Source organism: uncultured Pedobacter sp. (genome assembly GCF_913776295.1).
Lineage (GTDB): Bacteria > Bacteroidota > Bacteroidia > Sphingobacteriales > Sphingobacteriaceae > Pedobacter.
The window spans coordinates 97,345-113,513 of sequence record NZ_CAJYOJ010000045.1; the positions used below are offsets into that span (position 1 = coordinate 97,345).

15 protein-coding genes are annotated in these 16,169 nt (G+C 39.9%); 9 read left to right on the forward strand and 6 right to left on the reverse strand.

The genetic code is table 11. The annotated features are described in order from the left end of the window. Positions 1 to 468: 468 nt before the first annotated feature. The 4 genes from QZ738_RS09390 to QZ738_RS09405 form a co-directional block, all read right to left on the reverse strand. The gene (locus QZ738_RS09390; RefSeq protein WP_293786867.1) at positions 469 to 1,842 is read right to left on the reverse strand and encodes a RagB/SusD family nutrient uptake outer membrane protein; all 1,374 of its coding nucleotides are present in this window, start codon (positions 1,840 to 1,842) and stop codon (positions 469 to 471) included. A gap of 12 nt (positions 1,843 to 1,854) precedes the next feature. After that, positions 1,855 to 5,061 (reverse strand): SusC/RagA family TonB-linked outer membrane protein, encoded by a 3,207-nt coding sequence (locus QZ738_RS09395; RefSeq protein ID WP_293786869.1) that lies wholly within the window; start codon positions 5,059 to 5,061, stop codon positions 1,855 to 1,857. Between the two features lie 46 nt (positions 5,062 to 5,107). Continuing rightward, the gene (locus QZ738_RS09400; RefSeq protein ID WP_293786871.1) at positions 5,108 to 5,734 is read right to left on the reverse strand and encodes a TlpA disulfide reductase family protein; all 627 of its coding nucleotides are present in this window, start codon (positions 5,732 to 5,734) and stop codon (positions 5,108 to 5,110) included. Between the two features lie 502 nt (positions 5,735 to 6,236). Beyond that, positions 6,237 to 6,536 (reverse strand): hypothetical protein, encoded by a 300-nt coding sequence (locus QZ738_RS09405; protein ID WP_293786873.1) that lies wholly within the window; start codon positions 6,534 to 6,536, stop codon positions 6,237 to 6,239. Positions 6,537 to 7,313: 777 nt separating this feature from the next. Here QZ738_RS09405 and QZ738_RS09410 point away from each other — a divergent pair. The 9 genes from QZ738_RS09410 to QZ738_RS09450 are packed head-to-tail and all read left to right on the forward strand — an operon-like array spanning position 7,314 to position 14,194. Beyond that, entirely contained in the window at positions 7,314 to 7,685 is a 372-nt protein-coding gene (locus tag QZ738_RS09410; RefSeq protein WP_293786875.1) for a hypothetical protein, read from the forward strand. Between the two features lie 4 nt (positions 7,686 to 7,689). After that, positions 7,690 to 7,914, forward strand: a complete 225-nt coding sequence (locus tag QZ738_RS09415) for a hypothetical protein (RefSeq protein WP_293786877.1) — start codon at positions 7,690 to 7,692, stop codon at positions 7,912 to 7,914. Between the two features lie 11 nt (positions 7,915 to 7,925). Further along, positions 7,926 to 8,159 (forward strand): hypothetical protein, encoded by a 234-nt coding sequence (locus tag QZ738_RS09420; RefSeq protein ID WP_293786879.1) that lies wholly within the window; start codon positions 7,926 to 7,928, stop codon positions 8,157 to 8,159. Between the two features lie 38 nt (positions 8,160 to 8,197). Beyond that, a complete protein-coding gene (locus QZ738_RS09425) occupies positions 8,198 to 10,456 on the forward strand; it encodes a DEAD/DEAH box helicase family protein (RefSeq protein ID WP_293786881.1) in 2,259 nt (752 codons plus the stop codon). 1 nt (position 10,457) lies between these two features. After that, the gene (locus QZ738_RS09430) at positions 10,458 to 10,670 is read left to right on the forward strand and encodes a hypothetical protein (protein ID WP_293786883.1); all 213 of its coding nucleotides are present in this window, start codon (positions 10,458 to 10,460) and stop codon (positions 10,668 to 10,670) included. Next, positions 10,670 to 12,790, forward strand: a complete 2,121-nt coding sequence (locus QZ738_RS09435; RefSeq protein WP_367268575.1) for an AAA family ATPase — start codon at positions 10,670 to 10,672, stop codon at positions 12,788 to 12,790. The genes QZ738_RS09430 and QZ738_RS09435 overlap by 1 nt, the downstream gene beginning before the upstream one ends. Then, positions 12,791 to 13,276 carry a hypothetical protein gene (locus QZ738_RS09440; RefSeq protein WP_293786887.1) on the forward strand — a complete coding sequence of 162 codons (486 nt, stop codon included), beginning with the start codon at positions 12,791 to 12,793 and terminating at the stop codon, positions 13,274 to 13,276. Further along, complete coding sequence (locus QZ738_RS09445) at positions 13,276 to 13,659, forward strand: hypothetical protein (protein WP_293786889.1); 384 nt, start codon at positions 13,276 to 13,278, stop codon at positions 13,657 to 13,659. Before QZ738_RS09440 ends, QZ738_RS09445 begins: the two co-directional genes overlap by 1 nt. Before the next feature lie 25 nt (positions 13,660 to 13,684). Then, positions 13,685 to 14,194 carry a hypothetical protein gene (locus QZ738_RS09450; RefSeq protein WP_293786891.1) on the forward strand — a complete coding sequence of 170 codons (510 nt, stop codon included), beginning with the start codon at positions 13,685 to 13,687 and terminating at the stop codon, positions 14,192 to 14,194. Between the two features lie 77 nt (positions 14,195 to 14,271). Here QZ738_RS09450 and QZ738_RS09455 read toward each other — a convergent pair whose 3' ends face one another. Both QZ738_RS09455 and QZ738_RS09460 read right to left on the reverse strand, forming a co-directional pair. Beyond that, positions 14,272 to 15,114: an SIR2 family protein gene (locus tag QZ738_RS09455; protein WP_293786893.1), complete on the reverse strand. Its 843-nt coding sequence runs from the start codon at positions 15,112 to 15,114 to the stop codon at positions 14,272 to 14,274. Position 15,115: 1 nt separating this feature from the next. After that, positions 15,116 to 16,162: a DUF262 domain-containing protein gene (locus tag QZ738_RS09460; RefSeq protein WP_293786895.1), complete on the reverse strand. Its 1,047-nt coding sequence runs from the start codon at positions 16,160 to 16,162 to the stop codon at positions 15,116 to 15,118. Positions 16,163 to 16,169 lie beyond the last annotated feature (7 nt).

Below are 16,169 nucleotides of genomic sequence, written 5' to 3' on the forward strand. Positions count from 1 at the left end.
AGGGTAAGCCAGGGGTAAACTTGGTACCAGCAAAAGGTAAATAACAGGTAAAGCGGGGGTAAACAAATCCGGCATTTTTTTCACAAAATCTGGTTATCCATCGGGCTGCTGATCGGTAAGTTGAAAGCTTAACGGGTACATCGAGGACACTTGGGGCAGCAATGACACCGATAGAATGAATGCCGCGCCTTCCCAATGCGCACTTTAAGTGATCTGTATCAAAAGTAAAATCTACCAGTTAAGGACAGCATTTTATTCCGTGTTTCCGTCATTCCCGCGCAGGCGGGAATCTTAAAGCACTTTGCTAAAGCATTAAGATTATTCATGAGTTTTCGTTTTTTTTTGTATTCATGAGCACTACGTGGTTCCCATCCGATAGCAACAGGATTAAATCGGGAATGACGATGTATCGAAATGTCATTCGCTTAGTTAATTCGAATCAAATATTGTTTATACAGATTCTTTATTTTATCGCTCATTTTGGGCAATTCCCGTCTGTTCAATAATATCAACGGGAATCGGCAGCGCATAATAACCCGCATTTGGCTGCAAACTGACCAGTTTACCTCCAATATTTCTGGAAATCACCAGGTTTTCACCTTCGCGGTTATACCGCTTCAGGTCAACCCACCGCATCCCCCTCATCAAAAGCTCCTTTCTCCTTTCGGTCCTGATCTTTTTCAGCGCATCTGCACGGTCAGCGGCCACTAAGGGCACAAACACCGCACCGCTCTTCCAGCGCGATTTTAAAAGCAGGTTCAGATCGGCCATGGCCGGGGCAACATTCCCTAAAAAGGCATTACACTCTGCCCTGTTCAGGTACACCTCATCATTGGCAATACCGGTAAAAAATACCGATGCACTTTCTGCATAACTCCCCTTATACTGCTGGTAGCCACTTACCGTCCTGAAAAAAGCCGTCCGACGGAGATCATTGGATTGATAAGATGCATAAAGCAGCGTATCTATCCTGGCCCTGCTGGTGGCATGCAGGGTAAACGGAGGCGCCATTTCGGTATAAAACAACGTTTCGCCGTTAAACTTCCTAAAGGGTACGTTCGCCGCGAGATTGATCACGCTAGGATCACTATTATAATCCATCAGCTTACTGTTGATCTTTAGCGATGCATTGGCCCATTGCAGCCCAAGGTCATATCTGCCCATATAGAGGTAAGCCCGCGAGAGCAAAGCACAGGCTGCCGCCCTTGATGGCCTCATTACATGGACCGGAACATCGGGCAACAGACTCACCGCCTGCTGCGCATCCTGCAGCACCCTGTTGTAACAATCGCGCAGGCTTGCCCTTGTTCCCGGCAGGTTAAAATCAGAAGCGGTCCTGAGGATGATCCCCGGGTCGGCGTCAGCCGTAGCCTCGTTGTACACCCTGGCATAATTAGCGGTAAGCAGCAGGTAATAATAGGCCCTGAAAAAAAGCGCTGAACCTTTTACATTGTCCCAGGCCGTGGCATTGGCATTCGTCCGCTCAATTTTCTCCAGCAGCTCCAGGCCGATATTACAATTGAAAACGGCCTGGTAAGTATAGTTCCAGTCGTTACCAAAGCGCGAATCAAAAGACTGCCAGCGGTAAAGCCCCTGGCTGATGGCGCTCTGCGCGTTATAGGTAGCAGGTAGCCAGAAATAGTCATCTGCTGAACTCTCCGGCAGGCCTGGCGTGGTTTTAGCGTTCATGGTCGGATAATCGTCCAACAGGGCCTGGATATCCTGCAGGCTTTGCGGCGTAACAAGCTTCGCATCCGACTTTACATCGAGGTACTTTTTGCAGGATACCAGCGATAACACCAGTATGGCTGCCAATGCATATAATAATTTATTTTTCATCATGCTTTCATCAAATTAAAAATTGCCCCTGATCCCGAACAGGTAACTTCGAGAAGGCGGGATATTGCTGCTATAGTCAGGGTCAATACCAAACTTATTGGCACGCCATAATATGCCGCCGTTCTGGAGTGCTGAAAAAACTTCGAGCGCACGGAACACTTTTTTAAGCCTGCGCAGGCCCACTTTATACGAGAGGTTGATATAATCCAGCCTGATATTGTCGGCCCTGATGATATTCACCTCCGAAGAAGTGTAAAAGAAATCCCTGTTCTCATCAACCGGATATACAAACGAAGGCACATTGGTGCTCAGCTCATCGCCCGGATGCTTCCACCGCAGCGCAAAATCACTGTGCCCGCTGCCGTTTAAAACCAGGCCGGGATAACTTATGGTAGGTTTTGAGGCATAATAACCAAGCTTGTAGCTGATGTTTACCGACAGGCTCAGCTTACCGTAAGAGAAGGTATTAATCAGCGAGCCAAAGTACAGGGGGCTGGCAGAACCGTAGTAAACAATATTTGCCCCTGTAGCGCTGGCCTCAGCCAGGATGGCCCGGTAATCTTTGCTTACCTGCCCTGCAACATAACCTTGCGGGTTTCCGCTGGCATCAAGCCCCGCCCATTTCAGGGCACCTACTGCGTATAAGGGTTTGCCCACAATCGGGGTAATCTGCGTGCCGGTATTGAGCAGCTGACTGAGGCCGTTCGGCGCAGTGCTGTAATACTTTACCGTTTTAGATACACTGTATGTAAAATACCCGTCAGTTCTCCAGTTAAAATCCCCCGCACGCAGGTTCAGCGTATGCAGGTCAAGCTCAAAACCCTTGCCCCTCATATCGGCCACGTTCCGCACCAGGGTTTCGGTACGTCCCCAGCCCGTATAATCATAAGGGGCAGGGCCATAGAGGTCAGTCCCCTTTTTAATAAAATAAGCCACCGATCCGCTTAACCGTTTATCCTTGAAACCAAAATCAGCGCCCAGGCTCAGCTGCGAAAGCTGCTCCCACCTCAGGTCGGGATTATTGATACTCGAAATCCTGGAGGTGAGCAGCCCGGTAAGCGGACTGGAAGCATAAGCGGCAATGGGGAGTGCCGTTTTGGTGAGGTCTACATTGCCACTATACCCAAAGGTAGCTTTGAGCCTCAGTTCGGGCAGGAGCGCGCTTTTATAAAACTTTTCTCCTGAAAGCAACCACCCAAGCCCTGCAGACCAGAGCGGTTTCCAGCGGTCGTTGGTATTCGCACCGAAAATATTCGACCCATCCCTTCTGATGCTGCCCGAGAAAGTATAACGCCCATTATAGGTGTATGCGCCATTGGCATAAAAGCTCAGGAAACGGTAACTGGTTGAGGTATAAAACTGCCCCGACCCAATTGCAGAAGCACTTCCCCTTAAAAAATCAGGATAATTATTCACCGGGTCTACATTTACAAAAGTAAGCGGATCAGCCGTATAGCCATACTGCGTAAGTGAGGCCGATGAGGCATCAGTCTGCTTAGCCTCGCCACCCAAAATTGCATTCAGCTGATGTTTGCCGAAAGTGCGCAGCAGGTTCAGCTGGGCCCTGGCCGTAGCAGAAGACAGCTCCGCATTGTTGCTGTTTAAAACCCCTCCTTTGGGAATGATATATTTGATTACCCCTGTAGCGCGGTTAAGCTGGCTGTAACTGTTAATCAAATCCCGGGCATAATAACTCTGTTCATCCGAAAGCAGCTCGCCATCCGAGCGCTGCCGCTGGTACTGGTAGCTTAAATCCAGGTTCAGCCCGGGTAAAAGCCTGTACTTCAGCGCAGCGGTTGCAAAAAGCTCCTGCCGGGCAGATTTGTTGGTCCGGTGCAGGTAATCATCCGCCGGGTAATATTTCCAATCCAGCAGTTTGCCGCTACCGGCGGTATCGGTATAGGCAGCCCTGTAGGCAATGGCCACCGGCAGGGCATTCCCTGCCCCATCCCTGAACTCCAGATAAGGGATTACCCTGCCGGCCGTAGTCAGCGAACCAAAAGCCGGCCGCCCGGAGGCCCTTTTATTACCCGTAAAATAAACCTTCGTACTCAATGAAAGCCTGTCTGTTAGCTTAAAATCGTTTGACAGGCCGATGTTGATCTTATCAGACGATGCATAGGTTTCGCCCAAAGAGCGGTCATAGCTTACCGAAAGGCCAAAGGCATGTTTGCTATCGCCCCCCTTCAAATTTAGTCCGTACTGCTGGGTTAATGCACGCGTATAAAATTCATCCAGGTAAGATTGCCTCGCATCAATACCTTTCAACCGGTTCAGCGCCTCCTCGGCCGCCTGGGCAGTGAGGGTCCCGTTTCTTTTGGCCAGTAAAACTTCCACAGCAGGGGTTAGTGCAGCAAATGGCGTACTGCCAATCTGCGTATCAAAATAACCGCTGTTAAACATCGTGCGCTCTACCTCAATATAATCGGCACTGCCCATCTGTGGCGACCTGAACAGATCGGGCAGGGCAGCAACCAGCACACTGGCTGAAAAAGCAGTTTCATAACGCTGGTTAAACTTTCCTTTTTTGGTGGTGATCACGATAACCCCGTTGCCCGCCCTGGCGCCCCAGATCGAGGCTGCCGAAGCATCCTTCAGGATAGATACATTTTCGATATCCAGTGGGTTCAGGTTGGAGATGTCGCCGTCGTAAATAAACCCGTCGAGCACAATGAGCGGATCGAGCGGGCCGTTAATGGTTCCCAGTCCCCTGATGGAGATATTGGTTTTGTTCTGGGGGTTGTTGGGGTTGGTTTTGCCGATATTCAGCAGCAGGCCGGAGCTCTGCCCAACCAGCCTGTCCAGCAGGTTTGATCCGCCCCTGGCATTCAGCTGATCACTATTGATCACCGCCACCGTGCCGTTGGTTTCATTGGGCCGCAGCAGCTGGTAGCCTGTATTTACCTGCACATCACCCAGATCAAACGCAGCGGAAGCTAGCTCCACATCGATCAGCTGATCGGCAGAATTTACCGCTATGCGCCGCGTTTGATAACCGACCGCAGAAAAGATAAGCGTATCGGGCAGTGCCGAAAGCACAATCGTAAACCTGCCCTCCTGATCGGTTTGGGCACGGCCCCCTTTCGCCGCGGTTACACTTAAGATCACCCCTGCTCCATCCACTGCGCTGGCCCGGCCCGATATTTTAATGCCCGCTCTCTCCTGCGCAACAACACTCAATACCGAAAACAACAGGATCAGCACAGCTGAGAAGATGAGCAAAAGGTTCCACTTAAAGCTATGCGAATTAGATTTTAAACCACACATCTCAAATCCCCTCCTTTCCCATCAAAAGCTGCCCGCCCGCCAAAAACCGACGGATGTTCTCCTTATTGAGTGTACCATATCCGGTAACGGCCTTTATGCGCCCATCACTCCCTACCCATACGTAACCAGGCAGCCTGCTGATCTTAAAATACCTTGCAAACAGCTCGTGTTGCGCAATAAAGGGAACTGAAAAACCCGGATGGTCCTTTAAAAAGGAATCGACAAAGCGGGACAGTTTTTCGCTATCCCTGTCACGGGCTGATGAATTCACCAGTACAATCCCCAACGCCTGCCCGTTCGCCTTGAGCAGGCTATCTGCATGCGGCAGGCTTTTGATACAGCTGCCGCACCAGCTTGCCCAAAAATCGAGAATAAAGGGCTTGCCCTTAAAACCGGCCAGTTTAAAAGCAGTGCCCGCACCGGCACCGAGTAAATCGAGTTCTGCATGTAATAAATAATCAGGAATAGCCTGGCCAACGGAAAGCCCCGTGGCCTGGCCGAGCTCCTGTGCTGCAGCCCTGTTTGCGGTTAGGGCCAAAATCAGCATCAAAACGGTAAATATTTTTAAAACGCTATGGTAAATATGAAGGCATAACCTTCCTGAGATAGCAATTGTAGATTGGTTCATAAGTTTGGGTTATTTGATCAGAAAAACATGAACCTGTCTCAAAATAACAGATTCAGAAATAGCAAAAGAATTAAATTTGGCGATGTCGTCATGCTCAGCTTGACTGGGCATCTTAATGCTTTTGTAGGGAATATTTAGTTGCCGTTCTATAGCATTAAGATTCCCGTTTTCACGGGAATGACGCCCTTTCAAAATATTATGCTGCCAAAAATCTACAAAATGATTACTGAGCCAGACTACTAAAAGCAAATGCAGGGGACTGAATTATTATTACATCATTAAAAAACCTAAAGCCTGAATTCGATCAATAATGTGCTTTAATTTGCTTTATGGCGCCTTGCATAAACGGTCGTCACCCTGAACTTGTTTCAGGGTCTTTATGGCTAGCCAATTTGTCTTACTAAAGTATATTAATTGAACTCAGGGTAAAGCCCCCTGCACGGCCAAAGCCTATACGGGGTTTTTCGGCTTCAAGGCATACAGCCGGTCAAAAGGATAACAGCTACTTACCTCCATGGCCCACTCCTTCCTGCTCCGTTAAATAATAAGACATCAAAAAATTGAGGTTACAGTTAAAACCCCAGGCTTTATTACCATAAAAAGTACAGAAACAGGTCAAATCATCAGGTACTGGCTTTTCGCCTTGTGGATGCCGCGATACCTTTTTAACCTGGCTTTTCTCCGCCACAACCTGTTGATGCCCGCCATCACTTGCCAGCCAAATGCTCCATACGGCAAAGGGGCTGTACAAAAAAGCCCAGCAGAGGAAAAAAAGCGGTAAATAGCGGTTATTGGTGGTCATGGCAAATGGTTAGCTCGGGTAAAATAAATAGATGGAAAGCAGGACATTTCCTTATTTCATTCGGAAAAAAAGGGAAAAAGCCAGCCCCTCTGCCTAAAAACAGGCAGATACGGGAAACCGTATTGCAAATGAGGAAAAAGTTACTTACCTTGGGAATGCGAATATCCACAGTAATGCACCCTTGCCTAACAAGCAATAAGGGCTGGCACCAGGCTAAATTAACCCACCGGGAATAAGTGCGCGCTCTCACACCTACCCCTTTTTTTATCGGGCTATTTTACACCTGTAATTCTGGCACTGGCATTACGATGGAGAACAGATGACGTTCTTTAGTAATAGTTGTAGGGAATAAGCTTTGATCACTTCCTTGAAGTAATAAAAGTTGATGGCGGTTAATTTGTTCGTTTTCATAAACGGTAGTTTTATGTAAAACGATGTACCCAAAAGCAGAAGGAAACCAGATTGGTGAGAAGCCAATAGGGCGAAACTCAATGCTTTCGAAAGAGGTACCGCTAAGAACCGCTCAAGCCGAAGCCTGAGTTCCACAAAAGACTTACATGAGTTGCGCCCTATTGAATATAAGATATCACGAAGATAGCAAAATCCAATAGATACGGCGAACTCACGATCGGCTCATGTGGGAAGTTTAGCGGTTTTCTTTCATGAGTGACATCGTTAAAGCCAGGTTATACCCTGACTTTATTTGTCGCTATTAAACTAATAATAAATCAAATATAAATATTACTTGACTATAATGCAAGTTTTTTATACAAAAAAATGACTAAAAAAATTAATGATATAGCAAAAGCAATTAAAAATTCACCGTTACAAGTTGCCGCCCTAGCATTATATCTAGATGTTGATGATACGACAATAAGCAAATGGAATTCAAATATTGCCCAACCTAGTTTAAAACGTCTAAATGAAGTTGGTGAAATTTTAGAAGTTGACAATAAAGAATTACTTAGTTCACAATCAAGAAAACAAACAGGACTTGCTGCCGCGTTGCAAGGCGAATATAAAAGATTATTATCTATTGGATTGACAAAAAAAGTGATAGTAAAGGACGACAATGGCGACAGCAGAGAGGTTAATAATCCGGATATGGTCAAGAAGTTGAGGGAGTTTGCGGAGAAGTATAAAAAATAATATTATGAATCAAGAAATAACAAATTTAATAAACGCGGCTGAAGAGCTAAAAGGTCAAAATGTTATGGTGACTTTCAAAGATGGTCAAGCTCAAAATGGCACATTAAAGAGTACTAAGTTTACCGACAAATCTTTTGATGTATTTATAGAATTGGCCGACGAAGCCGATGAAAGCATTTTGTTCAATTTGGAGAAAGTTGCTTCTATCCAAGCAACACAGCACAAATAAATTAATTCAATATGAAAATTCTTGCTCAATCTTTTAAACCAAAACCTGGCCTTGATGACAAATATACTTTATATGATAATGGAATGATTGTCCATACCTACGATAGGCACATCTATAAAGGTGGTCAAGACAGGACGGAAGAGCTAACAGCCGAACAATTAAGCGATGAGATTAAGCACCTATTATTGGATGATTGTGCAGAAGATAACAAAGCCCAAGTAAAAATCATCTTAAAAGTAGTTTAGCAAGTTGAACCATTTAAAATACGAAATATAGAAATCTGATGCTGAATACCATCGATTGGCCAAGGAGTAGAAATTATAGAACTGGATCGGAGTATGAGCCTATCCAATTTTATTTAGATGGCCTGAGTAACAGCATAAGATTTGACTTGCTATTGGGATACTTTAGCTCAGCGGCAATCAGCGTTTTATCTCTTGGTTTCGCCCGTTTTATCTACGATGGTGGAAATTTAAGAGTAATTGCAAATCATATCCTTTCAAAAATTGATAAGGAAACTTTGATTACTTCATTACAGAAACAAATACAACCTCCCATTGATCTGACTGATATTGAATCGATAAAAGAAACCCTGGATGAATATGATATTCATTTTTTCCAATGTCTATCTTACTTGATAAGTAATAAAAGAATTGATATTAAAATCGTAAAATCCAAAGGAAAGGGTATCGTCCATTATAAATCAGGCGTTTTCGATGACGGCAAACAAAAAGTATCTTTTAAAGCATCCTGTAATTTTACAGCCTATGGTTTGTTGGAAAATGCCGAAGAACTTGATGCTACCTTATCTTGGGATAATGTTTTATCATCTGATAAAATAGAAGATCAAGAAAGTTATTTTGAGCAAATATTCTCTGGTAATGCTGATTTCGTTGAATATATCAATCCGATGAATATTTTAGAGGCTATTAAAGATAGCTTCGGCGATAAGTCTATCGATGAACTTTTAATACAGGAAAAAGATTTAGCTGAGAAAAGGCTTAAAGTATTTTCGAATCCAAAACTCAAAAATTCGATTGAGTTGTTGGAACAAACTCTGGAAACAATAAAGCTAAGACCTAGATTTCCTTATCCCAATGGCCCTCGTCGATATCAGATTGATGCATACAACAAGTGGGTGGCCAATAACTACCAGGGGTTATTTGCAATGGCTACCGGTACAGGAAAAACCCTAACATCGTTAAATTGCATTCTAGAAGAATACAAAAAGAGCGGCTTCTACAAATTTGTGGTATTAGTTCCAAGCATCTCCCTTGCCAACCAATGGGAAGAGGAAGTTGTAGAGAAGTTTAGATTTTCAAATGCGATTGTATGCTCCAGTAAAAGGCCTGCCTGGCAAAAGGATTTACGCTTGCTGGGGAAAAATCTCTTTTTAGATAATGACAAAGATTATGCGATAATATTGACATATGCCACTTTTAGAAGTAAGAATTTTAATAAAATTTTTGCAGAACTTTTTAAGAGCGAGTTTAGTAAAATAACTCTAATTGCTGATGAAGCCCATACAATGGGATCGCCAGGTTTTTTAAAGTTAATACCTAATTATATTAAGTACCGTATAGGGCTCTCTGCCACGCCTGAAAGGCAATTTGATGATATTGGTGAACAAGAAATAAATACCTTTTTTAATACGAAACCGCCGCGATACACCTTCGTTTTCGATATGAAACAAGCCATTGATCAAGGTGTTTTATGTAAATATTATTACTATCCGAAGATTGTATCTCTAGAGACAGATGAGATCAATAAATATTTAGATATAAGCAAAAAGCTAATTAAGTTTTTTGACGCTTCAACCGGCAGGTACCAAGATAATGATTATGTAAATCTCTTACTTATACAAAGGAAAAATGTTATTCATAAAGCTAAAGGTAAAATAGTTGCTTTAGATAAAATAGTTAAAGAGATTGGTGTAAAGGATTTTAGAAACGCATTTATATATGTTCCTGAAGGAAACGATCCTGACTATGCCAAAGTAGACGAATCGGTCAATGGCGAACAAGATAATATTAATGAAAGCTTAATCGATATTTATACTAATTCTCTTTACCAGAACTTTAAACTAAAATTAAAAAAGTTTACGGGAAAAACTTTAGATAGGGAAACGATAATTGACCTATTTAAACGAGGGAAAGTAGACGCACTGCTTGCGATGAAATGTTTGGATGAGGGGATAGATATCCCGCAAACAAAGTATGCCATATTTTGCTCTAGTACTGGGAATCCAAGGCAATTTGTTCAACGAAGAGGTAGAGTATTGAGAATGCACGATGACAAAGAATTTGCAATCATTTATGACATGATTGTTAAGCCAATATTGGACATTACATCAACCGATGATAATCTAAGAAAGGCAGAGAGGAATATTTTCCTAAGTGAATTGAAACGATTCATCAATTTTGCGGTTTTGTCAGAAAATAAGTCTGAGAGTTTAGCCGAATTAGAGGAAATTGCTTATGCACTTGATATAGACATATATGCTCTGGAGTTAGAAGAAATGAAAAAATATAACGTAATCTAAAATGAAAACGCTAAACGATATCTTAAGAGAAGAATTCACTGGAATTTTAGGCGAAGAGGAATTCGTAGAAATGATAGCTCGTAATAAGCTCGATACTGGGGTAATTAAAGAAGCTTTTGATGTTCTGCTGGAATTCAAATATCAGGCTGTACCTGATCGAGGGAAAACTGAATTTGAGAATTATATTATTAATACAATTAAATCAGATAAATAATGCTAATTAATAGTTTAAGAGTTAATAATTTCTATTGTTATTTGGATGAAAATGTATTTGAGTTCTCAAAGGGTTTAAATATAGTTTCCGGATTAAACTCTGGCGGAAAATCACAACTGTTCAATGCATTCTACTGGACTTTGTTCAACAAGGTATATGTAGATATTGATAGCTCAACAACAAAAAAGGAATGGAAAGATGCAGATAAGATTATTATTGCTCCCGAGAAAATTGAATATGAAAGTTTGATAGGTGATAGAATAGAGTGTTTTGTAGAAATAGGTTTAACAAATGAGTTCCATGAAAACGAAGAGCCAAAAGGAGAACTTGTAGATTACACAATTTTAAAATCCGTAACTTATGAAAAACATAAGGACGGGCTTTATTTTGTTTCCAAGCCAGAACTAACCATTTCGTATGTAACTGGAGGAGAAATTAATTATATTAAAAGTACAGATTTTAACTGGTTTTTGAATAGAATTTTTCCTAGCAGTATTCGAAAGTTTATGTGGTTTCAGGGTGAAACTGTAGATGAATTATACGATTTTTCAAAGCCAAGCACGCTTAATAATGCAATTAACGAAATTTCATATTTCCCGCTTTATGATAATCTTAACAGCATAGTAGATGCATCAGTTTCTAGCATAGAAAAGAAAATTGATAAAGAATTACGATCAAGAAAAAAATTAACAAATGATCAAGAGGAATTGATCCAGAAGATAAACACCACGAAGGATTCAATTGCCAAACTACAACAATCTATTACTACTAACGAAGAGAAAGTAGCAGAAATTACCGAAGCAATATATCTGGAAGAACAAAAACTCAAAGGTTTTGATAAATATACCGACCTAAAGGTGAAAATTAACAAACTTGATTCGGATTTTCAATATGCAAAAGATAGGATAGATAGCTTGGTTGGAGAAAGTAAGGAAAAACTTATCAGTAAATGGATGTTAAATGGCTGCGATAAACTGATCAAGGCTTCAGAAAAGAATTTAAAAATTATACAGGCTGAAATACAATCTTTTCAAAAATCAGAAAACCCTGTTCCTATTACCTTGCCGGGCCCCGAATATGTGGAGAAGATGATTGCTGATCACATTTGTTACATTTGTGAACGTCCTGTTGAGGAAGGCTCGCCTGCTTATAAAGCCTTAGAACTACGTTTAGAAGATTTTAAAACAAATCAGGATTACAAAATTTTAAATGATAATTATACTGAATTAAATAGAGCGCGCAAGAAATTGTTAGGTATTTTGCCTGATATTGAGCAAGAGGTGATCGATCATAATAAAGAGATTGACAAATCTATTGAGAAGAGAAATAAGATTTACAACCAGAAAAAAGTTGTTTTCGCTGAATCTGGAGTTACAAAAGAAGAAGATATTTCAATAGGTTCATCTACAGCAAGTCAGATATTGAATAAAGTAGAAAGTCTTCGAAATAATAAAGATAGGCTCGATAAATATTTATTCAATAACAAACTAGAAATCAACGATCTAGAAAACAAACTACAAGACCTTTTAAAAGTTAAAAGCGATACGATAAAACTTGATGGTGGCATTGTTGAAGAAGAGGCGAGAGATTATATCATTTTATTTTCTAAAACGATAGCATTATTGCGTCAACGTGCATTGACGACTTTGATTAATGAAATTCAAGCGGAAAGTAATACTTTATACAATTTGTATTTGGGCGGGCGGGCCCAAGGTGAAATCATTATCGATAGAGGGGTATCTGTTATAGATAAGCATACTAAGAACATTATGTCTAATCTAAATACAGCTGAAATAGTTGCTCAGAAACTAGCTGTTGCCAATTCTTTTTTATCATTGAGCGAAAAGACGTTGGGAAGATCTTTCCCGATGATTGCTGACGCACCTACGTCAGATCTTGATCATTTAAATACCGCTAACCTAACCAAAAGCTTAGGGAAATCTTTTGAACAAATGATCATCATGTCTAAGGACTATGCTTTGTTGTCGGATGCAGAAAGACAAGCAATGATTAATGATGCAAATGTTGTCAAGTATTACGAGTTAACCAATGATTTAATCGATAAAGATGGGCCCGAATCTAGAATTAATAAAAAAACTTATGTAACTGTTATAAAATAGATGGAAAAGTTAATCTTAGAACTCAATAAGCGTAACGTTCATTACGGTAATAATGTAACACAAGTAAGAGACCTGTTTGCAAGGAAACAAGAATCCATAACTAAACAAGATGATAAATTTTTCTCCAAGTATTGGCAGGTTTATGCGTGGTCTGCTATTATTGGTTTTGTTAATAATAAAAGAATAGTTGGCGCTGATTTGCCTAACCAATCTTCATTCCAATATCAGATGATATCGAATGGGTCTGATGATATTGCAAGCGCATTACTGTTGATGGCTATTGGAAAAGTGGAAAGTGAAAATATTGATGAAATTTTAAATTCTAGAAAACTCCTAACCATAATCAGCGAGTATGCTGAAGGCGGGGCAAAGCATGTTCTAGAAATACGACAAACACCAGGTTTTGAGCGGAAATTTAATAGCCCAGATGACTATTTCTATGAGGTGGTGAGTAGAACAAGGAAAGCGAATAAAACACAAATGTAATGCTTGATCAAGACAATTTCATTGATTCTTTAAAGCGAGACCGGGCAAGGGGCAACCTCGCCCCTCATCAAATTATCCTCTTGATTAGTTTTTTCAACTTAGGAAAAGACAGATTGACAATACATGAACTTGTTTCGGAGTTTGACAAAAACTGGGAAACATATAAGCATCTTTTTAAGTCTAATAACCGAAACATTGGAATGCCATTGAAAGCGATGTTAAATAATAATTTAATTACAATTGAGACCTTTAGTTCCATTGAAAATCATAGAAACACACGGGAGATCTTATCAAAGATTATTTTGGTTTCATTAAGCGAAACCCTAACCGAATTCTTTACATCTGTTAATAAAGAATATCTGGAAACAAGAATTGAGTTTTAATATTCACCTAATACTTTTAAACACTATGGATTTATCAAGTTTTGATCTTGAAGGTCTTCAAAGCCTTCATTTATCTTATCACCGAATTTTAGAAAACCACATTAACAAATTGGAGGAGCTAAATAAAAATAATAATAGCGATGATAAATTGCTTAGGGAGTTAATGGAAATAAAAATTGAACAATTCAGGATTCAGATTTCCGCAATAGAAGATAGGATAAATGCTTTGAATAACCAAAAATTAAGGTTTTCAGTAGAGTATATGAAATGGCATTTCGGGGTATTCAAGAAAGCTGTGCAAATACATTTCTTACCTACATCGAATGCATTTAAAACATATGGAGGGTATATTACCGGCACCGTTTTAATTGATGAGGATGATCCTGAAGGACTAATGCAAGCTATACGTGAAGGAAAAAACTCAGATGGGATTATTAAATTTGATGAAACCGTATCTGATGAAATGCCTGGAGATATTAAAGAGAAACTGAGAACTATAGGTTTTTATGCTTCTGAAATTATAACAATTTATTAATAAAGTTGATATACGTTACTAAGTGAAGTATATCAACTTATTTGATCGTCGAGGTATGAGCTTTTCGTAAAATAAGATTATCTGATTTCGCTCAATTCTGAAATAATTTCAAATATTTCTTCATGGTTATTTTTGGGATCATAAGGTATGATATTAATATTATAATCCTTACGCCAGCGATCTATTTCAACCCCTGTTAATTCCTCTTTATTCATTATAGCATAGTGATCTGGAGATCCACCATGGAAAACATTATGAATAAACCTCAAAATTAAAGCTAATTCAGGATCTTTCAAAGATGCTCCTACAAAAAGTAAATTATTCGTGGAGAAAAGTGCATGCAGAACGCTTTGGTAACCGAGTTCATTATAAATAATTTTACGATAGTCTTGTTCTGTAAGAACAATTTCGCTAGGTGCTCCATCAGCACTACCATGAGCCTTAAGGATAAAAAATTCTTTATTAATAATCTTATAGTTAATCGTTGGAGCTTCCTTGTAAGTTAGATCAGGCGGAACATCAAAATATTTCTTTACATAAGCTTTTTCGATCAACTTATCATAATTGGTGGTGATTATAAACCTACTGTTAAGTTCCAGAAGTTTGATATGAGTATCCGTTGGCTTCAAGGTCTTATCATCAAATTTTTCCTTGATATATTTTTCAAACGCACTCCCTAAAGTTTCTCTTAATTCCTGTGCTAACATCAAATATTTATCGGAAAATTTAACCAACTCGTAAAGTTCTGTTTCCTTTTGACCGTTAATCGCGTTGATATCCTTACATTTTGCTATCAAATCTTTTAAGAGATTTTCCCAACTTGGAAGCCCTGCTCCCTGAGATAGCCCTGCTCCAACATAGACGCCGAAGGCTCCATTTTTGTAATGTTGGATTAATTGATTAGGTAATCTTCCTGACATTTTATTTGAGAGTAAAATTTTGGTTGTTAAAAAATTTATGATAGAAAACCCGATATCTAATTTTCAAGTTTTCCTTTAAGGCACCACCAGTTTTAAAAGCAATGATGTAGTCATATAGATCTTTATCATAACTAGTTTTGGTTTTATCCTCAATTAACATTTCAGGACTCTTATTATTAGCACGGCGCAAAAGCTCAAACGACCAAATTTCATCTGACAACGTTTTAGCATCTATTGATGAAAAATTATCTAATTCCTTATACAATAAATAAAATATGTCGACAAATCCCCATTTGTTTTTAAACATACCCTTATGATATGAATTGATTTCTTTCAAATAATCCAATACTTTATTTGCTCTCTGCAACAAGTTGCCAAATTCGGCAATAGATGAATTTGCGAATTCAAGATACAAATGCTTCATATCAGTCCCTTTGATATTCCTTGCTCCATCATATTTACAAAGCGTCAATGCATTATCTAAATAATCTTGATGCTTATATCGACCATTTATAATTTTACATTCTTTTTCAATAAAAAATGTATGATTCGAAGCAAGAGATATAATCGCAAAACCGATATTTGAAGAAATTGCATGCCTAAGTTCTACGGAGTTTAATTTTTCTCCCAATTGCAGTCTTGCGAAAAGAGTTCTAATTTCCTCTTGACTAAATTCAGTAAGAATGGATAATGATATAGGAAACTCTTCAAAGCGTGATTTGAGTGACTGATGAGCCATTAGGTCAGCATAAGAATAACCTTTTATATTAATCCCCTCAATTACACTCTCATCGAGTTTAAATTGGTTATCTACAAATTCCCAGATAGAACGCATCCTTTGCTGGCCATCCACTGCTTCGTAAAGGAATAAATGTCCTTCTGCTAAATAAAATTTCGGAAGATCGTAACCTCTGAGTATACTATCAATAAGTAATTTTTTTTTGGGCAACAACCATACTGGTGCTCGTTGGTATTGAGGCTTTGGGTCAATGTCTTCTTTTAAGTCAATTAGCTTTTTTAAAGTAATCTGTTGTGCTTTTATTTTCATATATAGG

Excerpts from the sequence above, each read along its gene's own strand:
- QZ738_RS09390 (WP_293786867.1), bottom strand. The coding sequence starts at position 1,842 with ATGATGAAAAATAAATTATTATATGCATTGGCAGCCATACTGGTGTTA.
- QZ738_RS09400 (WP_293786871.1), bottom strand. The coding sequence starts at position 5,734 with ATGAACCAATCTACAATTGCTATCTCAGGAAGGTTATGCCTTCATATT.
- QZ738_RS09405 (WP_293786873.1), bottom strand. The coding sequence starts at position 6,536 with ATGACCACCAATAACCGCTATTTACCGCTTTTTTTCCTCTGCTGGGCT.
- QZ738_RS09410 (WP_293786875.1), top strand. The coding sequence starts at position 7,314 with ATGACTAAAAAAATTAATGATATAGCAAAAGCAATTAAAAATTCACCG.
- QZ738_RS09415 (WP_293786877.1), top strand. The coding sequence starts at position 7,690 with ATGAATCAAGAAATAACAAATTTAATAAACGCGGCTGAAGAGCTAAAA.
- QZ738_RS09420 (WP_293786879.1), top strand. The coding sequence starts at position 7,926 with ATGAAAATTCTTGCTCAATCTTTTAAACCAAAACCTGGCCTTGATGAC.
- QZ738_RS09425 (WP_293786881.1), top strand. The coding sequence starts at position 8,198 with ATGCTGAATACCATCGATTGGCCAAGGAGTAGAAATTATAGAACTGGA.
- QZ738_RS09430 (WP_293786883.1), top strand. The coding sequence starts at position 10,458 with ATGAAAACGCTAAACGATATCTTAAGAGAAGAATTCACTGGAATTTTA.
- QZ738_RS09435 (WP_367268575.1), top strand. The coding sequence starts at position 10,670 with ATGCTAATTAATAGTTTAAGAGTTAATAATTTCTATTGTTATTTGGAT.
- QZ738_RS09440 (WP_293786887.1), top strand. The coding sequence starts at position 12,791 with ATGGAAAAGTTAATCTTAGAACTCAATAAGCGTAACGTTCATTACGGT.
- QZ738_RS09445 (WP_293786889.1), top strand. The coding sequence starts at position 13,276 with ATGCTTGATCAAGACAATTTCATTGATTCTTTAAAGCGAGACCGGGCA.
- QZ738_RS09450 (WP_293786891.1), top strand. The coding sequence starts at position 13,685 with ATGGATTTATCAAGTTTTGATCTTGAAGGTCTTCAAAGCCTTCATTTA.
- QZ738_RS09455 (WP_293786893.1), bottom strand. The coding sequence starts at position 15,114 with ATGTCAGGAAGATTACCTAATCAATTAATCCAACATTACAAAAATGGA.
- QZ738_RS09460 (WP_293786895.1), bottom strand. The coding sequence starts at position 16,162 with ATGAAAATAAAAGCACAACAGATTACTTTAAAAAAGCTAATTGACTTA.